Raw genomic sequence first — 23,117 nt, 5'->3', positions numbered from 1 at the left:
AAATGGATAAACTAAAATCGGTAATAATAAAATTTAAATCTTTAATTGGACTTTTGGCTCTTTGTGTTATTATTTCTATAATAACTCCAAGATTTTTAAATGTTAACAACCTTTTAAACGTTTTAACGCAGGTTTCAGTTAATGCAGTAATTGCAATAGGTATGTCCTTTGTAATACTAACAGGGGGAATTGATCTTTCAGTAGGTTCAATACTTGCTATAACTGGGGCTATATCGGCTTCAATAATTGTAAAATCAAACAGCGTATTTTTAGCAATAATAGCAGCAATTATAATAGGAGCACTTATAGGAAGCTTTAACGGAATTATAGTTTCAAAGGGAAAGATTCAGCCTTTTATAGTAACTCTTGCAGCGATGACGATTTTCAGAGGGGTAACTTATGTTTATACTAACGGAACGCCTATTTCAGGCCTTGGAAGGGACTTTACTTTTATCGGCAATGCAAAGGTTCTTGGTATTCCATTCCCAGTTATTATAACTCTTATAGTATTTTTAATAGCTTACTATATTATTAACGAAACACGTTTTGGAAGATATGTTTATGCCCTTGGAGGGAATGAAGATTCAACAAGACTTTCAGGTATAAATACCGATAGGATAAAGATGATAGTTTATATAGTTTCAGGGATTGCATCTGCAATAAGCGGTATTATAGTTACAAGCAGAATAGGCTCAGCATCTCCGAATGCGGGCTCGGGCTATGAGCTAGATGCAATTGCTGCAGTTGTTTTAGGAGGAACAAGCCTCTCCGGCGGAGAAGGAAGCATAACAGGAACTATAATAGGTGCTATGATAATAGGAGTTTTAAACAATGGACTTAACCTTATGAATGTATCTCCTTTTTATCAGTCAATTGTAAAAGGCCTTGTAATTCTTCTTGCAGTATTAATTGACAAGAGGAATAAAAAATAAATTTCTGTGAGGGGGAAATAAGATGAAAAAACTATTAAAATCTTTATCAATCCTTTTAATGCTCACTTTTATACTTGGCAGTTTTTCTGCATGTACAAATAAGCAGCAACAGGGTGCGACACAGGGAAGTAAAAAAATAGGTATGGTTATTTCAACTTTAAACAACCCATTCTTTGTTACAATGAAGGAAGGCGCTGAAAAGAAGGCAAAGGAACTTGGCTATGAAGTTATCGTACTCGATTCACAAAACGATGCATCTAAGGAAAGATCAAACGTTGAAGATTTAGTTCAGCAGGGTATTGCAGTTTTAGTAATTAATCCTACTGACAGCGATGCTGTTGCTAATTCAATTTCAGTTGCAAAGGATAAGAACATACCAGTTATTACAGTTGACAGAGCTGCAAACGGCGTTGATGTTGCCTGCCATATAGCATCAGACAACGTTGCAGGAGGAAAGCTTGCAGGAGAGTTTATACTTGAAACTTTAGGCGGAAAGGCTAAAATAGTTGAACTTCAGGGTATACCTGGTGCTTCTGCTACAAGGGACAGAGGTAAAGGATTCCACGAAGCAGTTGACGGAAAAGAAGGAGTAAAGGTAGTTGCAAGTCAGGCAGCAGATTTTGACAGACAAAAGGGATTAAACGTTATGGAAAACATAATCCAGGCAACTCCAGACTTTGATGCAGTATTTGCACACAACGACGAAATGGCGCTTGGTGCTGTAAAGGCTTTAACTGCAGCAAATAAGAAGGCTGTAGTTGTAGGATTTGACGGAACAGCTGATGCAGTTACTGCTGTTCAAAATGGTGAAATGGCTGCAACAATTGCACAGCAGCCAGATTTAATGGGAAGCTATGCTGTTGAAAACGCTGTTAAACTTATAAAGGGTGAAAGCGTTGAAAAGCAAATTCCTGTTGCACTAAAGGTTATAAAGAAGTAATATATAATTAAAATTGCGCCGCTAAAAGCGGCGCATAGTTTTAAGGGTGATGGCATGAAGAAGGTTACAATAAGCGATATAGCAAGAATTGCAGGGGTATCCAAAACAACGGTTTCAATGGTTTTTAATAAAAAGGATGGAAATATAAGCGAAGAAACAAGGGAGAAGATATATAAAGTTGCAAAGGAGCTTAACTATATACCTAATTTTGTTGCAAAAAGCCTTGCCACAAACAAGAGCTTCTCTATAGGAATTATTCTTCCAGATATAACAAACCCTTTTTTCTCTGAAATTGCACGGGCAATTGAAGATGAGGCAAACTTTTCAGGATATAACGTTATACTCTGTAATACAGATAACAGTGTAAAAAAGGAAGAAGAATATATAAGGCTTTTAATAAGTAAACTTGTTGATGGGATAATATTTATTGCAGGTGGTGAGAGTAAAAAGAGCCTTAAGCTTATAAAGGATAACAATATTCCCTTTGTTTTAGTTGATAGATACATTGACGGCTTTAAGAATTTTTATGGAGTATTTTGCAGAAATTATGAAGGTGTTTCAGAGGGCGTTGAATATCTTTTAAATAGTGGAAAAAGAAAAATAGTATTCGTTAAAGGCCCCCATGAACTTGAGATTTCGAAGCAGAGATTTGAAGGATATAGGGATACTATGAATAAATATGGACTTTATAATGAAGATTATGTTTTTGAATCGGATTTTACAATCGATGGAGGTAAAAAAGTAACGGAGGAATTTATAAAAGATATCGATAAATTAGATGCTATATTTTACAGCAATGACCTTATGGCAATAGGTGGGATTAAAGTCTTGCTTCGCAGTGGATACAATATACCAAAGGATGTCAGCATCATTGGTTTTGATAATATAAAGATTTCAGAGTTTATAGAACCAGAGCTTACAACAATAGCCCAGCCTATATATGAAATGGGAAAGGACTCATTTAAGATACTTTTAAGAGTGATAAACGAAGAGGAAGATGTAGAAAAGATTCACTACTACACCCCAAAGCTTATTATAAGAGGGACGGCATAATTTAGGTGCCTGATTAAGGTGCCAGGCACCGGAGAATGGAGAAAATATAAGAAGGACGGCATAACTTAAGGTGCCGCTCCTTTTTATCTTAAATATAATTTAAAGATTTAAACTGTGATACTCTTTTCCCCAATCGCGCATCATGTTAAGAATTGGCATGAGGCTTTTGCCTATATCAGTTAAGGAATATTCCACCTTTGGGGGAACCTGAGGATAAACCTTTCTATTTATAAGCTTGTCTGCCTCAAGTTCACGAAGCTGCTGTGTCAGCATTTTTTGTGTTGCACTAGGAAGAAGTTTTTTAAGTTCGTTAAATCTTAATGTTCCCTTGGTTCCAAGGTGCCATATTATAAGGGGCTTCCACTTCCCTCCGATTAAATCTATTGTAATTTCAAAGGTACAGGTATAATGTTTATTTTTAAATTCTAATACTGGGCAGTTAGTGCTCATTTTTTTCATCCTTTCTAAGTATCTTTTCAGGTACTATACTACAAAATAGTACGTACTTGTTATATAAAAACTTATTACTTATAATAATAGCATAATTTTAAAAAAGTTTTTAGATATTTTCAAAACTGCATTTTATAAAAAGTTATTGTAAATCCCCAAAACTGTTTTGTTTATAATTTAAGTTGTTGATATTTTGAATAGATTATTTAACCTAATATAAAATATAATAAAGGAGGAATATACAATGGATGCTATATTCAACAGAAAAAGCATTAGAAAATACAAGGACATTAAGGTTAGTGATGAAATAGTAAATTATCTTTTAAAGGCAGCAATGCAAGCACCCTCTGCAGGGAATGAGCAGCCATGGGAGTTTATAGTTTTAAGGGATAAGGATGTTATGAAAAAAATAACTGAGGTTCATCCCTATTCAAAAATGCTACTTGAGGCTGATGTTGCAATCGTTGTCTGCGGAGATGAGTCAAAAGAGGTATTTAAAGGCTTTTGGGTACAGGACTGCTCTGCTGCAACAGAAAACATATTGATTGCTGCAGAGGACAAGGGATTAGGTGCTGTATGGCTTGGAGTTTATCCACATATGGACAGAACAGAAGCTATAAAAGGAATTTTGAATTTGCCAGATAGTGTAATTCCTCTATCTATAATACCTGTGGGCTATCCTGATGAGCAAAAGGAGGCAGCAGATAGGTTTAAAAAGGAGAGAATACATTACGACAGGTGGTAAAGGTATTTGGCAATGGTGAAGGAGAAAATAGGTTGTAAAGGTAATGCTGAGCTGACAAGCGGCAAAAGAAGAAAAAAACAGCTCAATGTACAGAGTCGTCTTTATAATTAATTATAAATGTATGCTATAAAAGGTATAGCTGAAATTATAAGAAAAGCTACTTATTATGAATTTTTGTATTGGATTTGCTTTATCAAAGATGAAAATCAAAGAAAAAATAGTATATTAAAAATTAAAGATTATATAGGGAGGAATTGCTTTGAAAGTAGTTGCATTTAATGGAAGTCCTAAAGAAAATGGTAATACATATTATGCTATAAAAACTGTTGCTGATGAGCTTTACAAAGAAGGCATAGAAGTTGAAATAATTCATGTCGGGAACAAGGCAATAAGAGGATGTATTGCTTGTGGTGCCTGTTCAAAAAATAATGGGAAGTGCATAATAGATGATGAGGTAAATGGATGGGTAGATAAGATGATTAATGCGGACGGCATAATATTGGGCTCTCCTGTGTATTTTTCTGGAATAAACGGAACTATGAAATCCTTCTTAGACAGGGCCTTTTATATGGCAGGTAGAAAGCTAAGGTATAAAGTAGGTGCCAGTGTTGTTGCTGTAAGGCGTTCAGGAGGAGTTTCTGCTTTTAACCAGCTTAATAATTATATCAACTATGCTCAGATGCTCATGCCAAGTTCTAATTACTGGAATGTTATACATGGAAGAGCAATAGGAGAAGCCTCACAGGATGAAGAAGGAAACCAAATTATGAGAGTTCTTGGGAAAAACATGGCATATCTTTTAAAGCTTCGTGAAAACGGAAAGAATGTTGTTAAAGAACCTGAGATGGAAAATAAAATATATACTAATTTTATACGATAAATATTTTAATGAGGGGTGAATTTAATGGTAAAGGTTGTTGCTAAAAATTTTGCTCAAGAGGACAAGCTTGATGAAATAATTAAACTTTATGAGGAGCTTGTGGAACTTACAAGAAAGGAAGAAGGATGCATAACCTATGAACTTTTTCAGGATGAGAAGGACAGCTCTATTTTATGCATGATTGAAGAGTGGGAGAGCAGGGAGGCTTTAGATAAGCATCTTAATTCACAGCATTTTAAGAGAATAGTTCCAAATATAAAAAAATATATGATAAAAGAAACGGAATTGAATGTTTATAATAAATTGATTTAGTTTTTACATTTGTGCTGTATAGGTTAGATAAAAAATTATGGAAGTTCTAACCTATACAGCGTTTTTTATACCTTTTATGTTTTGCTTCAAAGCACATTAAATAAGTAACCGTCCCCAAAAAAGGTGCCAGGCACCGGAGAATGGAGAAAAACATGAATAAGTAACCGTCCTGCCAACTAGTGCCAAGTCAATACTATTTTTTATAAAAATAAAAAATTATAAATATAACATGAAAGAATCTGAATTAACGAATAATAAACGGGTAAATAAAAATAAAGTTTACTATTTGCAAGAAATTTAATTTTTTAATGTTGATTTATGAACATACAATTGGTATAATAATTAAAACGTATGTATATATATGCAGAAACGGAGGGTAATAAATGGAGGCATTTCTCTATCTTGAGGACGGAACGGTTTATAAAGGAAAAGGTTTTGGATATAAAGGAACTGCCTTTGGAGAGATTGTTTTTAACACTTCTATGACTGGTTATCAAGAAATACTTACTGATCCATCCTATGCAGGACAAATTATTACTTTGACTTATCCTTTAATTGGTAATTATGGAGTTAATGAAAAATTCAACGAATCATTTAAAAGTTTTGCGAGAGGGCTTGTTGTAAAATCTATTTCCAATACGCCCTCTAATTATATGAGCATGGAAAGTATAGATCAGATGCTTAAAAATATGGGTGTTGTTGGTATATACGATGTTGATACAAGAAGTATAACAAGAAAGATAAGAAACGGTGGAAGTTTAAAATGTATAATTACAAATGAGTTTACATTAGATGAAGTAGATGATGAAAAAAATTTCTTTAAGGATGCATTATTTAAAATAATTAAGAATGAAAAAGACGATTATATGAAAAAGGTTGGGACTAAAAATAAATATAGAATTGAAGGAAAAGGCTTTCGAGTTGCGCTTTTAGATTTTGGAGTAAAGCAGAACATCATCAGAAATCTCGTCAAAAGAAATTGTGATATTACTGTTTTTCCGTACTATGCAAAATATGATGAAATAATAAGCATAAATCCCCAAGGGATACTATTGAGTAATGGTCCTGGAGATCCAAAATGTGCTGTTGAGGCCATTGAAACAGTTAAGAAACTTATTGGCAAGGTTCCTATATTTGGAATATGCATGGGACACCAAGTTTTAAGCCTTGCCTTTGGAGCAGATACTTATAAGATGAAGTATGGGCATAGAGGTGGAAACCATGGGGTTAAAGATTTGAAAAAGGATAGATGCTATATTACTTCTCAAAATCACGGATATGCAGTAAATGTTAAAAGTCTTGAAAATACAGGTCTTATAGTAACTCATATAAATTTAAACGATGAAACTGTTGAAGGATTGAGGCATGTAAGCCTTCCAGTATTTTCAGTACAATTTCATCCAGAGGGTGCGCCTGGTCCTAATGATAGTGAATATTTATTTGATGAGTTTATAAATCTTATGGATAAGGAGTGGCATCATGAAAGTAAAATATAATAAACTTATGATAATAGGTTCAGGGCCTATAATAATAGGGCAAGCGGCGGAATTTGATTATTCAGGAACTCAGGCCTGTAAAGCATTAAAAGAAGAAGGGATTGAGATTGTTCTTGTAAATAGCAACCCTGCAACTATAATGACAGATACTAACATTGCAGATAAAGTATATATTGAGCCTTTAAATGAAGAAAGCTTGGAAAAAATAATAGAAAAGGAAAGACCTCAGGGGTTACTTGCAGGATTTGGAGGTCAGACGGCTTTAAACCTTGCAATGCAATTAAAGCAAAAAGGAATACTTGAAAAATTTAATGTAGAGCTTTTAGGAGTTAAGGAGGATGCAATAAAAAAGGCAGAGGACAGGGAAGAATTTAAAAAGCTTATGATTGAAATAAATGAGCCCATACCTGAGAGTGCTATTGCAAATAGCATGGAACAGTGTATAGAAGTTGCAGAAAGGATAGGATTTCCGCTTATAATAAGACCGGCTTATACTTTAGGAGGAACTGGCGGCGGATTTGCAAACAATATGGATGAGCTTAAAACTGTTTGCGAAAGGGGGTTAAAACTAAGTCCAATAAATCAGGTTTTAATAGAACAGAGTGTCGCAGGGTGGAAGGAGATTGAGTATGAGGTAATAAGAGATGGAAAGGATAACTGCATAATAGTATGCAATATGGAAAATGTTGATCCTGTAGGAGTTCATACAGGGGACAGCATAGTTGTAGCACCTTCTCAAACTTTAAACGAAAAGCAGTATCAAATGCTTAGAAATGCTGCTATTAAAATAGTAAGAAGCCTTAATATTGAGGGCGGATGCAATGTGCAGCTTGCCCTTGATCCAAACAGTGATAGATATATTGTAATAGAAGTAAACCCTAGGGTGAGCCGTTCAAGTGCCCTTGCATCAAAGGCAGCAGGATATCCGATAGCTAAGATTGCAGCAAAAATTGCAATAGGTTATAGCCTTGATGAGCTTAAAAACTATGTTACAAAGTGCTCTAGTGCTTTTTTCGAACCAGCAATAGATTATGTTGTGCTTAAAATACCAAAATGGCCCTTTGATAAATTTAGCTATGCAAAGAGAAGTCTTGGAACGCAGATGAAGGCAACAGGAGAAGTTATGGCAATAGACAGAACCTTTGAAAGTGCTCTTTTAAAGGCTATATCTTGTCTTGAAGGGAACTTAACAGGGCTTAGAATACCTTCGATTGAAAAGTTGGGTATAGATGAGGTAATCGATAAGATAAAACAGTGTGATGATGAGAGGATATTTGCAATATCAAGAGCCTTAAGGCTTGGAGTTGATATAGACAGATTATATGAGTTAACTAAGATAGACAAATGGTTTTTAAATTCTATTAAAAATATAGTTGACATTGAAAATGAACTTAAAGAGAAAAAGCTTGATAAGGATACCATAAAAAAGGCTGAGCTTATGGGGTTCACCGATGATGAGATATGTAGCTTAACGGGAGCTACAAAAGATGAGCTTGATAATATAAGAAAAGAATACAAAATATATCCTGTGTATAAGATGGTTGATACATGTAGCAGTGAATTTGAGGCACAGACTCCCTATTATTATTCCTGCTATGAAAGTGAAGATGAAAGCATTGTTTCCAGTAAAGAAAAAGTTGTTGTTATAGGTTCAGGGCCTATTAGAATAGGCCAGGGAATCGAATTTGACTACTGCTGTGTACATGGGGTATGGGCTGCTAAAGCTTTAGGATATGAGGCAATTATTATTAATAACAATCCTGAAACGGTAAGTACAGATTTTGATACTGCAGATAAACTTTATTTTGAATCCCTGTACATTGATGATGTTTTAAATGTTATAAGAAAGGAAAAACCTGTTGGAGTTTTTGTGCAGCTTGGTGGACAAACGGCAATAAACCTTGCTAAAAAGCTTCAAGATAGGGGAGTTAAAATACTTGGGACAAGTGTTGAATCAATAGATATTGCAGAGGACAGGGATAAATTTAGACTGTTCCTTGAAAAACTGAATATACCAACACCAAAGGGATGTGCAGTTACAAAAATAAATGAAGTTTTAAAAACAGCACAAGAAATAGGTTATCCTGTTGTTGTAAGACCTTCTTATGTAATAGGCGGTAGAGCTATGAGAATAATTTACGATGAAAAAAGCTTAATTGATTATATGAATATGGCAAGTAGTATATTTGAAGAATATCAGGTGATTGTAGATAAATATATTAGAGGAACAGAAATAGAGGTTGATGCGGTATGCGATGGAGAAGATATTTTAATTCCGGGTATTATGGAGCATGTTGAAAGAACAGGGGTTCACTCTGGGGATAGTGTTACAATATATCCTACTATTAGTTTATCTGATGATGTTATTAAAAAGCTTGTAGATTATACTAAAAAAATTGCTATAGGTTTAAAAACTATAGGGCTTATAAATATACAGTATGTTTATGATGGCAAAGATCTTTATGTAATTGAAGTTAATCCAAGGGCCTCAAGGACTGTTCCTATATTAAGCAAGGTAACGGGAGTTCCTATGGTAAAGCTTGCAGTTGAAGCAGCTTTTGGAAAAAAACTAAAGGATAGCGAATATGGTATAGGGCTTTTAAAAAGCAAAGACTACTACGTTGTTAAGGTTCCGGTTTTTTCAAACGAAAAAATAGCAGATGCAGATATATTCTTAGGCCCTGAGATGAAATCAACAGGAGAAGTATTAGGAATAGGGCAGAGTGTTGATGTGGCTGCATATAAAGCTTTTACTGCGGCAGGCATACCTATATTAAAAGAAGGAAATATATATGTTTCACTTAATGATTACGATAAGTTTGAAGCAGCACATATAATTAAGGAATATGAAAAGAGAGGATTTAAAATATTATCCTCAGAAGGGACGGCAAAGGTTTTAATAAAAGATGGCATAGAGTGTGAAATAGTAGATGTGGATGATGTTTTAAATATGCTATCAAAAGGGAAAATAGATTTTGTAATAAATACGCCAACAGTAGGGAATATTAATACTACAACAGGATTTAAAATACGAAAAAGATGTGCTGAGCTTAAAGTTCCTCTTTTTACCTGCTTAGATACCTTGAAAATATATTTAAAAGCAGTAGATGTAAAGAGGAATGATGTGCCAGTAATTTTTAGACCCCTCTCGGATTATTTAAACAAATAGGACGGAATCCCGTCCTTTTTTATTTTTTGAAGTATTTATTCCAATTAGGAATATTATTATATTCAATAATGAATTGTTCAATTGTAGATGAAAATATATTATATGTATTAGTAATATTATATTTTGAGTGAGGAGAAACAAACAATGAATGAAAATATAAAGGTTAATGATTTACGCTCGGCAATAGAATTGCTTAAAACTGTGCCTGATCAATTAATTGAGACAAATGAGGAAGTTGATCTCCATGCAGAATTGGCAGGGGTGTATAGATATATAGGAGCAGGAGGAACTGTGCAGCGTCCTACAAAAGTAGGGCCTGCAATGATATTTAATAATATAAATGGTTATAAAGATGCAAGGGTTATTATAGGTCTTTTAGCTAGCCGCAAAAGAGTTGCACTGCTTTTAGGTACAGAGCCTGATAAACTTGGATTTTTTCTAAATGAATCTGTAAAAAATCCTATTGAGCCAATTATAGTGCCTAAGGAAAAAGCACCGTGCCAGCAGGTAGTACACTATGCAAATAAGGAAGGTTTTGATATTAGAAAAATTATTCCTGCAGCAACAAACACAGAAGAAGATGCAGGCCCTTATATAACAATGGGGATGTGCTATGCATCAGATCCTGAAACTGGCGAATCAGATATTACAATACACAGATTATGTATTCAAAATAAAGATGAAATTTCTATTTTTTTCACACCTGGATGTAGGCATTTAGATGCTTATAGAAAGAAAGCGGAAGAGAAAGGTGAGCCTCTTCCTATTTCCATTAGTATAGGAGTAGATCCTGCAATAGAAATTGGGGCATGTTTTGAGCCTCCAACAACACCACTTGGATTTAATGAATTAAGTATTGCCGGGGCAATAAGAAAAGAACCTGTAGAGCTGGTTCAATGCCTAACAATTAATGAAAAAGCAATTGCTAAAGCTGAATATGTTATTGAAGGAGAAATAATCCCAAATAAGAGAATAAGAGAAGATATTAATACAAATACAGGTAAAGCAATGCCTGAATTTCCAGGATATATTGGAGTCGCAGACTCAGCAGTTCCTGTAATAAAAGTAAAGGCGGTTACACACAGGTTTAATCCTATTATGCAAACATGTATAGGGCCAAGTGAAGAACATGTAAGTATGGCTGGGATACCGACGGAAGCAAGCATTATTAATATGATAGAAAGAGCTATGCCAGGTAAGTTAGTTAATGTTTATTGTCACTCATCAGGTGGTGGAAAATATATGGCTATAATTCAATTTAAAAAGAGTATACCAAGTGATGAAGGTAGACAAAGACAAGCTGCTTTAATAGCATTTTCTGCTTTTTCAGAATTAAAACATGTAATTTTAGTTGATGAAGATGTGGATATTTTTGATAGCAATGATGTGCTATGGGCTCTAAATACACGTTACCAAGGGGATATTGATACTATATTTATTCCAGGGGTTAGGTGTCATCCTTTAGATCCTTCACAAACTTCAGAATATAATCCATTTATAACTCAAAAAGGAATATCATGCAAAGTAATTTTTGATTGTACAGTACCATTTCACCTAAAAGAATCTTTTAAAAGAGCAAAATTTAAAGATGTAGATGTTAAAAAATTTGTACCAGATTTATTTAAATAAATATTTTATTTATAAAAGGTGTGATGTGTATGAAAGCTATAATTGCAGATGATGAGATATGGGTTTGCAAACTTATTGAAAAGTTAATAGATTGGGATAAGCTTGGGATAAAAATTGTTGCAGAAGTTGATAATGGAATTGACGCATATAATGCAATTTTAAATGAAAAGCCTTATATTGTTATAACTGATATAAGAATGCCTGGGATAGATGGATTGGAATTGATAAAAAAAGTTAGAGAGTCAGGCATAGAAACAAATTTTATAATAATAAGTGGGCATAAACAGTTTGAGTATGCACAAAATGCGGTTAGATACGGTGTAGAGGATTACCTTCTAAAACCAATAAATAAAGAAGAATTACTTAATATTTTAATAAAGCTAAGGGATAGATACTTTATAAATAATAAAAAACTTGAAGAAGAAATGATGATAAGAAAACAGCTCACATACAATATAGGGAGAATAAGAAAACAATTTTTATATAATATATTATTAAATATCAACAACGTTGAAGATACTGATATCAATAAAATAAATAATGAATATAATTTCAATTTTAAATCTGGAAAGTTTCAAGGGATTATTTTAAAAGTTGATAAAAAAAACAATGAAGATATAAATGAAAACTATGAGAATATAATTCTTAATAAGCTATGTGAAATAGTTAAAAAAAACTTAAAAGAAATATGTCAAGATATAGAAACGATAAATTTTAATAAAAGAGTAGTATGTATCTTAAATTACTGTGAAGAAAAAAGTAATTTAATGAAAAAAATTTATAAAAAAATATTTGAAGATGTTAAAAATTATCTTGAGATACAGGAATATTTTTATTTAACTATGGCTTTTGGATTAGTTGCTGATAATATAAAATTTATTCCCGATTCATTAAAGTCAGCTTTGGATTTAATAAATTGCAGGGTAGTTTTAGGAATAGATAAAACATTAGATGCATCAAACTTTAATTTAGGGTGTGTAAATATTAGTGAGTTATTAACTGTGGAAAAAGAAATAAGTTTTACAAATTATATAGAGTCCTTTGATAAAAAAGGAATAGAAACTTGGATTAATGATTTCTTTAATTCAGTTAGATTTAAAATAGAAGAAGATCCTCTAATAATATTTAAAGGGTACAATAAAATAATTGAAATATTTTTTGATACAATGAAAAAAACTGATTTTCAATATGAAGATTATATCAAAGAAAAAATATACAAAAAATAGATAGTTGTAAAAGTTTAAATGAGATTGTTAAGAATATTGTTGAATCATTAAATGAATGTCTGGAGATGCATCTTCAATATAAAAAAGCCCAGGAAAACAAGCCAATAAGAGTTGCTAAACAATATATTAGTAAGAACTATAAAAAGGATATTACATTAGAGGATATAGCCAATGAAGTTCACTTAAATCCTGTTTATTTTAGTGTAATGTTCAAAAAGGAAGTAGGCATGAATTTTAGTGAATATTTAATTAATTATAGAATTGATATAGCAAAGGAATTATTAAAAAATAAAAACTATAATATATGTCAAATTGCAGATATGGTAGGATACAAAGATTCAAAATATTTTAGCAAATTATTTACGAAAGTTGTGGGGATTAAACCTTTAGAGTATAGAAAGCTATATTCATAATTTTTAGAAGTTAAATTTGGAGGATAAGATGATTGAGTATTTGAAGAAAATACTTGAGAAAATTTTGAAACATAAAGAACATTATCTAAAAATATTTTATTTTAATGCAATTTTTATATTGCTATTTGAAACGATTATCCTTATATATTATAGCATTAAATACCAGATTGATTTAAAGATATTAATAGTATTGAATCTTATTATTTTAGCTTTATTAATAGTTTCTTTTGTGTTATTTATATTAAGGTTTGAAGAAGAAATTAAAAATAATAGCAATTTAAAGTGTGATTTATGTAAAACTGATAAAGAATTTTTATTGAATAATCTATCAAAAAAAACTGAAATTGATGCACTTCAAAGTCAAATAAAGCCTCATTTTTTGTATAACACTCTTGAATCAATTAGAGGACAAGCTCTCATAGAGGGGGCTAGTGGAATAGCAGATATGACAGAAGCACTTGCAAACTTTTTTAGATATAGTATAAGCCTAAAAGGCTCTATTGTAACTTTAGAGGATGAGCTAAAAAATATTGATAACTATTTTCTTATTCAACAATATAGGTTTAATAATAAGTTTAATATAGTAAAAAAATTTGATGATTGCGATGAAGGAATCTTAGAATGTAGTATACCAAAACTAACTCTTCAGCCAATTGTGGAAAATGCTATTTATCATGGCCTAGAACCTAAAATAGGTAAAGGTACAGTTGTTATAAGGATATATAACACGCAGGATAGGATAGTAATTATTATTAGTGACAATGGAATAGGTATGGAGAAAGAAAAGGTTGAAGTTCTAAATGAAAAATTAAATAATGCATTTAAATTTATATCTGAAAATAAAGAACAGAAAAAATCAGGGATTGCACTTATTAATGTTGATAGGAGAATAAAACTTTTGTTTGGTGAAGAATATGGGATTAAAATTTACAGTACACCTGAAATAGGAACTGATGTAGAAATTGTATTACCATTAATAAGAAAAGAAGAGAATAAAACTATAATTTAAAGGGTAAAAAAATGAAACAAGAAATATTAAGAATGGAACGAATTAGAATAAATAATAATGAAATACAGCTTCACAATATTAATATTAACTTGTTTTATGGTGAAGTATTGGGATTAATAGGTTTAAATGATTCTGGTAAAACAACTATTACAAAAATATTAAATGGCACACAAGCTATAGATGAAGGCAATATATATTTATATGGTAAAAAAATAATATCTGACAGAATAAAAAAACCAGGTAAAATGGGTATTTTTTGCATATATAATAATTTACAATTAATACCTAACTTAACGATATCAGATAATATATTTGTTATCAGAGAAAATAGTTTAAAAAAAATAACTTTAAATGAAAATGCTATAAATAACGAAACAAATAAATTGTTAAAAATGATTAATATGAATGTTAATCCTAAAATGCTAATTGAGGATCTATCAATACCTGAACAGTATTTAATTTTATTAGTTAAGGCTGTTTCACTTAATTCTAAGATAATAGTAATAGATGATATATTTGGAGGATATTCAAAAAAGGATATTGAAAATTTAAAGCAGGTTATATTTGCTTTAAAAAATACCGGTATATCATTTATAATAACTAATAATCAGTTTGAAGATATAATGGGTATATGTGATAGAATGACGATATTAAGAGAAGGTACTACAATAAAAAATTTATACAAAGATGAATTCTGTGGGGAAAAAATCAGCATATTACTTAAAGGAATACATTTTAATGAAAAAATAATACAGCCTAAGAAGAGCTTTGAAGAGGAAATTTTAAAGATTAAGGATTTGCGTGTAAAAGGTTCAGTAAATGATATAAGTTTAAACCTGTATAGGGGAGAAATACTGGGAATAATGGACGTGGAAAGGAATTATGAGGAATTGTTAAAAGAAGTTTTTTTCTCTCCTGAAGGAAAAGAAAATAGTTGTGTTATTTTAAAAGGAAAAGAAGTTAAATTTAAAAACTATAGAGAGGCATTAAAATATAAAATTGGAATAATACCTGAAGATGGCCTTCAAAAAAGTATTTTTTATAATATGAGCTTAGCTGAAAATATAATTTTTATGAAACTTAAAAATATAAGCAAATTTTTATTCATTAAAAATAAAATTTTAGATTTTGTGTTAAAGGAATATTCAAAGACATTGAATATAGATTGCTATGATAAAGATATAGAAATAAAAGAACTAAATAGGCTTAATAAGCAGAAAATTCTTATGTATAGATGGCTTTTATATAAACCGGATATTATTATAATGTTCAATCCATTTAGAGGGATGGATCTTATGTCAAGAAAAGAAATTCATTTATTAATTGAATTTATGAGAAAGGAAGGTATTTCTTTTATAATTATTTCATCAGATCAATCAGAAATTCTAAATGTATGTGATAGAATAGCAATAATTAATAAAAGTATGGTTCAATATATTTTAAATGATGAAGAAAAAGATATTAATAAAGTCCACCAAATCTAAATTTACTCTCATTGTTTTCGAAAAATTCATACGATACTATATAAATGAAAAATAAATATACTTTCAATAGATTGAAGAAGGGGGATGAATTATGAAAAAATTCAACAAAATTTCAACACTTTTTTTATGTGTATTTTTTATGATTGCAGTTTTAATAACAAGTGGGTGTGGGAATTCGACAACCACTAAAACAACAAATCAAGAAACAACAAATAAAAGAAAATTAATAGGATATTGTATACCTGATACTTCAGAACCTTTTTTAGCTAATCTATCAAATAGTGTAAAGCAGATGTTTGAAAAAGATGGGGTTGAAGTTCAGATAGCAAATGCTGCTGGTGATGCAAATACGCAGGTAAGCCAGATAGAAAACTTTGCTACAATGAAAGCTGACTTGATAATAGTAATGGCGGTAGATCCAACAAGTGTTGCTGATGCAATAAAGAAAGCTCAAGCTTCTGGTTGTAAAGTATTAGTTGCAGGAAGTGACACAGGAGTATATGATGCGATTATGTATATTGACCAGTTTGAGGATGGAAAAATGATAGCTAAGATGGCTGCAGACTATATTTCAGCAAAATATCCTAATGCTGCACCAAATAGTATTGAAGTTGCAATACTTGAATCCAGGGATACACCAGAAGCAAGCCAAAGATGTGATGGTATGGCTGAAATAACTAAACTATGCCCGGCTGCAAAAGTTGTAAAGGTAATTGGAGGAATTAAAAATACTGATGCTGCCCAGGCTGCTGCCGAAAATTTATTTCAGACAAATCCAAATGTAAAAGTTGTTCTTTGCTACAATTCAGGTGCTGGAATAGGTGTAAATGCTTATGCAATGAGACCGGGCTCAAAGATAACTGATAAATCAGATTTTGCAGTATTTTGCTCAGATTTAGATCCACAAAGCAAGCAGGCAGTTATAGATTCTGCTTCAAACAAAAGCGTTTTACGTGGCGTTGTTAAATTTGGAGGAAAAGATTTAGCAGCTGATACTTATACACTTGCTAAAAAGATGATTAATGGAGAGCAATTTAACAAAAAGAATCCGGATCCACTTACACCAATTACTCCTGAAAATGCAAATGAATTTTAATTTTTAATAGGTTTATTAAAGGAGGGATTATTCCCTCCCTAATCTTTAAGAATGAGGGGTAGAGGCAATTGAGTAGTAAAAATGTTGTTTTATCCTTAAAAAACATTACTAAAACTTATCCTGGAGTTATAGCATTAAACGACTTTTCAATAGATTTTTACGAAGGAGAAATTCATGCCTTATTAGGAGAAAATGGGGCAGGAAAATCAACGTTGATAAAGATTATTTCAGGAGCAATTACTCCCGATGCAGGATATATAACGGTAAAAAATAAGACATTTAAAAAGATGACACCTAAAATTTCAAGGGAGAATGGTATAGAAGTAATATATCAAGAATTTATTCTTGTCGATTCATTATCTGCAGCTGAAAATATTTATTTAGGTAAGAGGACTGGGAAATTAGTAAATTATGATTTAATGGAATTAGAGGCAAGAGAATTATTTAAACAATTTAATATCGAAATAAATCCCTCAACTCTTGTTGGAGATTTAACAACAGCTCAAAGGCAAATAGTAGAGATTGCTAAGGCAATATCAAAGAATGCAAAAATATTAATTATGGACGAACCGAGTGCACCATTAACTGTTAATGAAGTTGAATGTATGTTTTCGATAATACGAAGGCTAAAGGAATGTGGTGTTACAATAATATATATATCTCATAGGTTAGATGAGATTTTTAGAATATCAGATAGAGTAACAGTTATGAGAGATGGATGCTTTATTTCAACTAAAAATACAAATGAAACAAATAGAAATGAGCTTATTAACCTTATGGTAGGAAGAGAACTAAAAGAATCATATCCTAAGAGAACAAAAACTCCAAGTGATATAGCATTAGAAGTAAAACATTTAACAGGTAATGGTGTAGAAGACATCACCTTTAACGTTAAAAAAGGTGAAATATTAGGTATTGGAGGGCTTGTTGGAGCAGGAAGAACTGAGCTTGCCAGATTAATATTTGGAGTTGAAAAAATTGAAAAAGGTGAGATATATATTGAAGGGAAAAAAGTGACTATAAAATCTCCTTCAGATGCTATAAAAAAAGGAATAGGCCTTATTCCTGAAGACAGAAAAATACAGGGATGTTTTTTGGATATGAATATAAAATGGAATATTTCATTTAATAATATAAAAAATATTTCAAAATATTTAATAGTTGATAAAAAAGTAGAAGAAGAAACTGCAAATAGATATAAAGATATTTTAAGAATAAAAACACCATCTATATTACAAGATGTGAAGAATTTAAGCGGAGGAAATCAGCAGAAGGTTGTTCTTGCAAAGACTTTAGCCTCGAATCCTAAGATTATAATATTCGATGAGCCAACTAGAGGAATAGATGTTGGTGCAAAGCAGGAAATATACAACCTTATGAATCAACTTGCTGAAAATGGTATAGCTATTATAATGATTTCCTCAGATATGGAAGAATTGCTAGGTATGTCTGATAGGATTCTTGTATTATGCGAAGGAGTCCAGACAGGAATTGTTGAAAAACAAGATTTTAGTCAGGATTATATACTAAATTTAGCTTCAGGCAGTTAATGGGAGGTAATATGATGAAGATAAAGCTGTTAATTAAAAAATATGCAATCCTACTTGTATTAATAGGTCTAATAATTACATTTTCCATTATATCACCTGTTTTCTTTTCTTTTGAAAATTTAATCAATATACTTGTTCAACAATCTTATGTTATTATTGCTGCTATAGGTTTATCTTTTGTAATGATTAGTGGAGGCATGGACTTATCTGTTGGATATCAGCTATCTCTTGTAAGTGTTATAACGTCAATATGTATGGTTTGGTATAACATTTCTATCCCAATTGCAATAATAATTGGTATAACAACAGGTATTATATTGGGACTTTTTAATGGAATTGCTACAGTATTTTTAAAGGTCCATTCTTTAATTATTACATTAGGAACGATGACAATCTTTCAAGGAATATCTTATATAATATCAAAATCTAATCCTATTTTTGGCCTTAAACCAGAGTTTAAATTTATTGGACAAGGATATTTATTCAATATACCATTTTGTATAATAATCATGTTGGTGTGTGCAGTGGTTGCAAGTTTTATACTTAACAAAACATATTTTGGAAGATATGTTTATGCTTTGGGAGGGAATGAAGAGGCAGCACGACTTGCAGGAGTTAATATAGATAAAATGAAACTTATTATTTTTTCAATATGTGGATTTTTTGTATCTATAGCAGCAATAGTATTAGTAGCAAGAGCAGGATCTGCAACTTCAGCAACCGGTGTAGGAACAGAATTTACTTGCATGACAGCAGCAGTACTTGGAGGTATAAGTTTTAAAGGTGGAAGTGGTAAGATATGGGGTGTAATGACTGGTGTTCTCATACTTGGAATATTATCCAATGGAATGCAAATAATAGGGCTTGGAACTTATCCTCAATATATTGCAAAAGGACTTGTGTTACTTTTAGCTGTTGGATTTGACACATATCAAAAAAGTGGCAAGAAGAGTAAGATGATAAGGAAAAATAATACTGAAAAAGTATTAGCACAGTAAAAAATGTTTGAAAAGCTATATTTAGCTTTTCAAACATTTTTTTTGCTAAAAACTTCTGATACATAATTCCAAAATAACTTTTCATTTGAAGAAAGCTTTTGTTTTTTTAGCTTTACTAAAGCTATCGTACTATTTATAGGTTTTGAAAGAGGTAGTATATATATATCGGGATTATTAAAAAAACGTACAACTTTGTCCATAAGAAGAGAAATACCTTCTCCAGCAGCAATAAGACCTATAATGGTTTCAATACGCGTATTGGTATATAATATGTTAGGTTCAAAACAGGCACTTTTACATGCAGATACAACTATATCATATATACCTGAATTTTGATCAAGAAGAATAAGTTTTTCATTTTTTATTTCATTTATATCAATTGATTTTTTGGATGCAAAAGGATGATTCTTAGGAATGCATACTGACAGTTTGTCAGTTGAAATTGGGATTATATCAAATTTATCCATATCAATATAGTTGGTTCTTAAAAAAGCAAGAGAATACTCAGAATCATAAAGCGAATATAATATGGATTTATATTCAGTTTCATTTATAAAAATATTAATACCTGGATATATTTCTTTAAATCCTGATATCAATGAAGTTATATTATACTGTGACATTACAGGAATTGTGGAAATTTTAAGCTTTCCCTTTGCAGGAATAGAAAAATCTTTTAATTTATTTTGAATATCTTCATATTCAAAAAGAATTTTTTCGCTAAAGGAAAGAAAAATCTTACCTGCATCAGTTAAATTTACTCTTCTGGTTGTCCTGTCAAATAGCATTACATTTAGCTCATTTTCAAGAGATGATATTCTTTTTGAAAGAGAAGATTGAGAAATATTAAGTTCAGCAGCAGCCTCTGAAAAACTTCCTAATTTGACTATATAATAAAAATATTTGATTTGAAGTATGTCCATAAATATCACCAACATATTCCTTTTTGGAATAAATAATAACATAAATTGAATTGATAGTAAAGATAATAAACTGTATATTAAGCTTAGCAATAAAATATTATTCAATTTTAATTGATATGTGTTTTTAGAAAGCTTAAAAATATAATATAAATAAATTTAGTTATAGGGAGGATATAAAATGGAAAAGAAGATGAGTCAGGTTGAAAGGGAAAAAATAATAAAAATACCTTTAGCTGATACAAGCTATATTAAAAGAAAATATTTAGACATACCTTATGCAAATAATTCAAATGCTCAAAAACTTGATATTTATCTTCCAGATGAAGGGGAAGGACAATTCCCAGTTATTGTTGCAATCCATGGAGGAGCCTTTGCAATTGGGGATAAAAAGGATATACAGTTAAATCCACAACTAAATGCATTAAAAAGAGGATATGCAGTGGTATCTGTTAACTACCGTTTAAGTGGGGAGGCACTTTTCCCAGCAGGGATTATGGATTTAAAAGCTGCTATAAGGTGGATAAAGGCAAATGCAGATAAATATGGCTTTAACCCTAATAAAATAGCTGCGTGGGGAGGATCAGCAGGAGGATATTATTCTGTAATGCTTGGGGCAACACCGATGATAAAAGAATTTGAAGATTTAACTATGGGTAACTCTGAATATTCATGTGAAATACAAGCTGTTGTTGATTGGTTTGGACCAACAAATTTCTTAAAGATGGATGAACAGCTTGCACAGGCAGGTCTTGGGCCAACTGATCATAATGATGAGGATTCTCCAGAATCAAGATTGCTTGGAGGTAAAATAACAGAAATTCCTGAAAGGGTAGAATATGCAAATCCTATAAATTATATTACTAAAAACATGCCTCCTATATTTATTCAACATGGTGATAAAGATCATATAGTACCATTTGGGCAATCAATACTTTTAGTAGAGAAACTAAAAGAAGTAGTTGGCAGTGAAAGATTTTATTTTGAAACTTTAAATGGAGCAGATCATGCAGATCCTGCATTTGAGAACCCTGAGAATATTGAAAAGGTATTAAATTTTTTAGACAAGTATTTAAAATGATTTAGTCAAAGGGGTAAGTATGATTAAAATAATCAAAGAGCATAATGACTTACATATTTCATTAATAGCTATAAAACTGGGAGAGGATATTAATGTTTGCATCTATGGTGGAGATAACCCTCATATAGGAGCGGTTGCTCTTGCAGTTCCAGATGAAAGACATGGGGTAAGTGCGTCAGTAATAGCTATTCCAGGACATAGGGAAGATGTAATTGCAAGGGAATATTCTGTTAAACTTTCCAAAGCTTTAGGATGCAGGGTTTGCATCTTATGTGGAATACATAAGGATAATGCTTCATTTGAAGATATTAATATATTTTGTAATCTTGTTGAAGAAGCGATAGAAGAGTTAAGAATGGAGATAGAGAAATGAGAATAGTAGTTTGTATAACTGGAGCAACAGGAGCTATTTATGGTATAAAATTTCTTGAAGCATTGAAACAGTATGATAACGTTACTACACATCTTATAATAAGTGAACATGGTAAGGAAAATATAAAAATTGAAACAAGTTATTCTTTGGAATATGTCTATTCATTAGTAAATTATGCTCACGAAAACTCAAATCTTGCTGCATGTGTATCAAGTGGATCCTTTGAATACGATGCAGTTGTTATAATACCATGCAGTATGAAAACATTGTCGTCAGTAGCTAATGGTTATAGTGAAAACTTAATTTCAAGAGTTTCAGATGTTGCTTTAAAGGAGAGAAGAAAATTAATTATATGCCCAAGAGAGAGTCCTTTAAATTCAATACATATTGAGCTTATGCTTAAACTATCAAATATGGGGGCATATATAATTCCTCCGATGCCTGCATTCTATAATAAACCAAAAACAATAGATGATATTATTGATCATCACATAATGAAGCTTCTTGATAAAATAGGTATAGAAAATAGAAAATCTAAACGTTGGGAAGGAATGAGTTAAATATATAAAGTTTATCCGTGCTTTTATGTTGTAGATAAGCTTTGATTATAAATAATAGTTAAAAAAATGAGGTGAGGAAACTCACCTTTTTTAATAGGGGGTTAAGCAATTTTTAGTAGGGGTGTGTCAATGTTAGATATAATAGGGGTTGCGTATTTACTGCATATATCAATTATTTTATCTATATTACTTATGTTGCCTAAACATATTACTACATTATAGTCAAAAGGATTTAATATTTGGTCAACACTGTATTCAAAAATGGTATTTGTTGTATTTGTTATGTTATCAATCTTGTCTTTTATGTCACTTATAACTATAGAGCCTTTTGATGTATTTATATACAAATCTATCTCAGAATCTTTTATGCCTTTTATTATATATAATGCAAAGATTATATCAGTTTCATTTGCAACTATTGCTACCTTTCCCTTTACTTTTTCAACTTCTAAAGCTAACTTATATGCTGTCATTATAGCACCTCCAATGAATATTTATTTTAAATATGGGAAACAGTTCAAATACTAATTTAATAACTTCTATTTATTATTTATTTGCTTTCTTTAAAATAATTATACATAAAACTAAATAAATATGCAATATATTTTTGTGAAAATATAAAAAAATAAGCCAAGTGTTATACACCTGACTTATTATTCGGGTCTTTGACAGTTGCAAGACAAAAAAAGTGCCTTAAAGCCTTGATATAGGCTTATTTTTTTGTCAAATTTTAAATTTTTATAGTGCACAATGTGTAACAATGTGTTATAATATAGATATAAATATATGAAGAGATGTGAA

22 protein-coding genes are annotated in these 23,117 nt (G+C 31.2%); 19 read left to right on the top strand and 3 right to left on the bottom strand.

Annotation, left to right across the window (positions count from 1 at the left end; all coding sequences use genetic code 11):
- Positions 1 to 2 precede the first annotated feature (2 nt).
- The 3 genes from rbsC to FDN13_RS05465 are packed head-to-tail and all read left to right on the top strand — an operon-like array spanning position 3 to position 2,925.
- The gene (gene rbsC / locus FDN13_RS05475) at positions 3 to 932 is read left to right on the top strand and encodes a ribose ABC transporter permease (RefSeq protein ID WP_138979273.1); all 930 of its coding nucleotides are present in this window, start codon (positions 3 to 5) and stop codon (positions 930 to 932) included.
- A 22-nt stretch (positions 933 to 954) separates the two neighbouring features.
- Complete coding sequence (rbsB, locus tag FDN13_RS05470) at positions 955 to 1,872, top strand: ribose ABC transporter substrate-binding protein RbsB (protein ID WP_138979272.1); 918 nt, start codon at positions 955 to 957, stop codon at positions 1,870 to 1,872.
- 54 nt (positions 1,873 to 1,926) lie between these two features.
- Positions 1,927 to 2,925 carry a LacI family DNA-binding transcriptional regulator gene (locus tag FDN13_RS05465; protein WP_138979271.1) on the top strand — a complete coding sequence of 333 codons (999 nt, stop codon included), beginning with the start codon at positions 1,927 to 1,929 and terminating at the stop codon, positions 2,923 to 2,925.
- 99 nt (positions 2,926 to 3,024) lie between these two features.
- Here FDN13_RS05465 and FDN13_RS05460 read toward each other — a convergent pair whose 3' ends face one another.
- Positions 3,025 to 3,375, bottom strand: coding sequence for a winged helix-turn-helix transcriptional regulator (locus tag FDN13_RS05460; protein ID WP_138979270.1), 351 nt, complete (start codon positions 3,373 to 3,375; stop codon positions 3,025 to 3,027).
- Between the two features lie 244 nt (positions 3,376 to 3,619).
- On the opposite strand from FDN13_RS05460, the gene FDN13_RS05455 reads away from it, so the two are divergent.
- The 13 genes from FDN13_RS05455 (at position 3,620) to FDN13_RS05395 (ending at position 19,382) form a co-directional block, all read left to right on the top strand.
- The gene (locus tag FDN13_RS05455) at positions 3,620 to 4,120 is read left to right on the top strand and encodes a nitroreductase family protein (protein WP_138979269.1); all 501 of its coding nucleotides are present in this window, start codon (positions 3,620 to 3,622) and stop codon (positions 4,118 to 4,120) included.
- Between the two features lie 259 nt (positions 4,121 to 4,379).
- Positions 4,380 to 5,000, top strand: coding sequence for a flavodoxin family protein (locus FDN13_RS05450; protein WP_138979268.1), 621 nt, complete (start codon positions 4,380 to 4,382; stop codon positions 4,998 to 5,000).
- 24 nt (positions 5,001 to 5,024) lie between these two features.
- Positions 5,025 to 5,312 (top strand): putative quinol monooxygenase, encoded by a 288-nt coding sequence (locus FDN13_RS05445; RefSeq protein WP_138979267.1) that lies wholly within the window; start codon positions 5,025 to 5,027, stop codon positions 5,310 to 5,312.
- Positions 5,313 to 5,695: 383 nt separating this feature from the next.
- On the top strand, positions 5,696 to 6,808 hold the full coding sequence (gene carA, locus FDN13_RS05440) for a glutamine-hydrolyzing carbamoyl-phosphate synthase small subunit (RefSeq protein WP_138979266.1): 1,113 nt from the start codon (positions 5,696 to 5,698) through the stop codon (positions 6,806 to 6,808).
- Positions 6,792 to 9,977 carry a carbamoyl-phosphate synthase (glutamine-hydrolyzing) large subunit gene (carB, locus tag FDN13_RS05435; RefSeq protein WP_138979265.1) on the top strand — a complete coding sequence of 1,062 codons (3,186 nt, stop codon included), beginning with the start codon at positions 6,792 to 6,794 and terminating at the stop codon, positions 9,975 to 9,977. Before carA ends, carB begins: the two co-directional genes overlap by 17 nt.
- Before the next feature lie 144 nt (positions 9,978 to 10,121).
- Positions 10,122 to 11,606 carry a UbiD family decarboxylase gene (locus tag FDN13_RS05430; protein ID WP_138979264.1) on the top strand — a complete coding sequence of 495 codons (1,485 nt, stop codon included), beginning with the start codon at positions 10,122 to 10,124 and terminating at the stop codon, positions 11,604 to 11,606.
- A 29-nt stretch (positions 11,607 to 11,635) separates the two neighbouring features.
- Positions 11,636 to 12,832, top strand: a complete 1,197-nt coding sequence (locus FDN13_RS05425) for a response regulator (protein ID WP_168190082.1) — start codon at positions 11,636 to 11,638, stop codon at positions 12,830 to 12,832.
- A 65-nt stretch (positions 12,833 to 12,897) separates the two neighbouring features.
- Complete coding sequence (locus FDN13_RS05420; protein ID WP_138979262.1) at positions 12,898 to 13,245, top strand: helix-turn-helix domain-containing protein; 348 nt, start codon at positions 12,898 to 12,900, stop codon at positions 13,243 to 13,245.
- Positions 13,246 to 13,273: 28 nt separating this feature from the next.
- Positions 13,274 to 14,254, top strand: coding sequence for a sensor histidine kinase (locus FDN13_RS05415; protein ID WP_138979261.1), 981 nt, complete (start codon positions 13,274 to 13,276; stop codon positions 14,252 to 14,254).
- 11 nt (positions 14,255 to 14,265) lie between these two features.
- Positions 14,266 to 15,738, top strand: a complete 1,473-nt coding sequence (locus FDN13_RS05410) for an ATP-binding cassette domain-containing protein (protein WP_138979260.1) — start codon at positions 14,266 to 14,268, stop codon at positions 15,736 to 15,738.
- A gap of 91 nt (positions 15,739 to 15,829) precedes the next feature.
- Positions 15,830 to 16,834 carry a sugar ABC transporter substrate-binding protein gene (locus tag FDN13_RS05405; RefSeq protein WP_138979259.1) on the top strand — a complete coding sequence of 335 codons (1,005 nt, stop codon included), beginning with the start codon at positions 15,830 to 15,832 and terminating at the stop codon, positions 16,832 to 16,834.
- A 68-nt stretch (positions 16,835 to 16,902) separates the two neighbouring features.
- Positions 16,903 to 18,384, top strand: a complete 1,482-nt coding sequence (locus FDN13_RS05400; RefSeq protein WP_138979258.1) for a sugar ABC transporter ATP-binding protein — start codon at positions 16,903 to 16,905, stop codon at positions 18,382 to 18,384.
- Between the two features lie 14 nt (positions 18,385 to 18,398).
- Complete coding sequence (locus FDN13_RS05395; RefSeq protein WP_207670911.1) at positions 18,399 to 19,382, top strand: ABC transporter permease; 984 nt, start codon at positions 18,399 to 18,401, stop codon at positions 19,380 to 19,382.
- Between the two features lie 29 nt (positions 19,383 to 19,411).
- Here the strand turns inward: FDN13_RS05395 and FDN13_RS05390 are convergent, their stop codons facing one another.
- Positions 19,412 to 20,305 carry a LysR family transcriptional regulator gene (locus tag FDN13_RS05390; protein ID WP_168190081.1) on the bottom strand — a complete coding sequence of 298 codons (894 nt, stop codon included), beginning with the start codon at positions 20,303 to 20,305 and terminating at the stop codon, positions 19,412 to 19,414.
- 178 nt (positions 20,306 to 20,483) lie between these two features.
- Here FDN13_RS05390 and FDN13_RS05385 point away from each other — a divergent pair, with 178 nt between their 5' ends.
- Genes FDN13_RS05385 through FDN13_RS05375 form a run of 3 tightly spaced genes read left to right on the top strand, consistent with a single transcriptional unit; the run spans position 20,484 to position 22,316 of the window.
- Positions 20,484 to 21,383 (top strand): alpha/beta hydrolase, encoded by a 900-nt coding sequence (locus FDN13_RS05385; protein ID WP_207670910.1) that lies wholly within the window; start codon positions 20,484 to 20,486, stop codon positions 21,381 to 21,383.
- 19 nt (positions 21,384 to 21,402) lie between these two features.
- Entirely contained in the window at positions 21,403 to 21,756 is a 354-nt protein-coding gene (locus FDN13_RS05380) for a hypothetical protein (protein WP_138979255.1), read from the top strand.
- Positions 21,753 to 22,316, top strand: coding sequence for a UbiX family flavin prenyltransferase (locus tag FDN13_RS05375; protein WP_138979254.1), 564 nt, complete (start codon positions 21,753 to 21,755; stop codon positions 22,314 to 22,316). Before FDN13_RS05380 ends, FDN13_RS05375 begins: the two co-directional genes overlap by 4 nt.
- A gap of 101 nt (positions 22,317 to 22,417) precedes the next feature.
- Here FDN13_RS05375 and FDN13_RS05370 read toward each other — a convergent pair whose 3' ends face one another.
- Entirely contained in the window at positions 22,418 to 22,789 is a 372-nt protein-coding gene (locus tag FDN13_RS05370; protein ID WP_138979253.1) for a hypothetical protein, read from the bottom strand.
- Positions 22,790 to 23,117: the final 328 nt, after the last annotated feature.

It is taken from the genome of Caloramator sp. E03, from assembly GCF_006016075.1.
Classification (GTDB): domain Bacteria; phylum Bacillota; class Clostridia; order Clostridiales; family Caloramatoraceae; genus Caloramator_B.
The sequence above is the reverse complement of the archived record's forward strand: the minus strand, read 5'-3'. Positions and strand labels throughout refer to the sequence as shown.

Excerpts from the sequence above, each read along its gene's own strand:
- rbsC (WP_138979273.1), top strand. The coding sequence starts at position 3 with ATGGATAAACTAAAATCGGTAATAATAAAATTTAAATCTTTAATTGGA.
- rbsB (WP_138979272.1), top strand. The coding sequence starts at position 955 with ATGAAAAAACTATTAAAATCTTTATCAATCCTTTTAATGCTCACTTTT.
- FDN13_RS05465 (WP_138979271.1), top strand. The coding sequence starts at position 1,927 with ATGAAGAAGGTTACAATAAGCGATATAGCAAGAATTGCAGGGGTATCC.
- FDN13_RS05460 (WP_138979270.1), bottom strand. The coding sequence starts at position 3,375 with ATGAGCACTAACTGCCCAGTATTAGAATTTAAAAATAAACATTATACC.
- FDN13_RS05455 (WP_138979269.1), top strand. The coding sequence starts at position 3,620 with ATGGATGCTATATTCAACAGAAAAAGCATTAGAAAATACAAGGACATT.
- FDN13_RS05445 (WP_138979267.1), top strand. The coding sequence starts at position 5,025 with ATGGTAAAGGTTGTTGCTAAAAATTTTGCTCAAGAGGACAAGCTTGAT.
- carA (WP_138979266.1), top strand. The coding sequence starts at position 5,696 with ATGGAGGCATTTCTCTATCTTGAGGACGGAACGGTTTATAAAGGAAAA.
- carB (WP_138979265.1), top strand. The coding sequence starts at position 6,792 with ATGAAAGTAAAATATAATAAACTTATGATAATAGGTTCAGGGCCTATA.
- FDN13_RS05430 (WP_138979264.1), top strand. The coding sequence starts at position 10,122 with ATGAATGAAAATATAAAGGTTAATGATTTACGCTCGGCAATAGAATTG.
- FDN13_RS05425 (WP_168190082.1), top strand. The coding sequence starts at position 11,636 with ATGAAAGCTATAATTGCAGATGATGAGATATGGGTTTGCAAACTTATT.
- FDN13_RS05420 (WP_138979262.1), top strand. The coding sequence starts at position 12,898 with ATGCATCTTCAATATAAAAAAGCCCAGGAAAACAAGCCAATAAGAGTT.
- FDN13_RS05415 (WP_138979261.1), top strand. The coding sequence starts at position 13,274 with ATGATTGAGTATTTGAAGAAAATACTTGAGAAAATTTTGAAACATAAA.
- FDN13_RS05410 (WP_138979260.1), top strand. The coding sequence starts at position 14,266 with ATGAAACAAGAAATATTAAGAATGGAACGAATTAGAATAAATAATAAT.
- FDN13_RS05405 (WP_138979259.1), top strand. The coding sequence starts at position 15,830 with ATGAAAAAATTCAACAAAATTTCAACACTTTTTTTATGTGTATTTTTT.
- FDN13_RS05395 (WP_207670911.1), top strand. The coding sequence starts at position 18,399 with ATGAAGATAAAGCTGTTAATTAAAAAATATGCAATCCTACTTGTATTA.
- FDN13_RS05390 (WP_168190081.1), bottom strand. The coding sequence starts at position 20,305 with ATGGACATACTTCAAATCAAATATTTTTATTATATAGTCAAATTAGGA.
- FDN13_RS05385 (WP_207670910.1), top strand. The coding sequence starts at position 20,484 with ATGGAAAAGAAGATGAGTCAGGTTGAAAGGGAAAAAATAATAAAAATA.
- FDN13_RS05380 (WP_138979255.1), top strand. The coding sequence starts at position 21,403 with ATGATTAAAATAATCAAAGAGCATAATGACTTACATATTTCATTAATA.
- FDN13_RS05375 (WP_138979254.1), top strand. The coding sequence starts at position 21,753 with ATGAGAATAGTAGTTTGTATAACTGGAGCAACAGGAGCTATTTATGGT.
- FDN13_RS05370 (WP_138979253.1), bottom strand. The coding sequence starts at position 22,789 with ATGACAGCATATAAGTTAGCTTTAGAAGTTGAAAAAGTAAAGGGAAAG.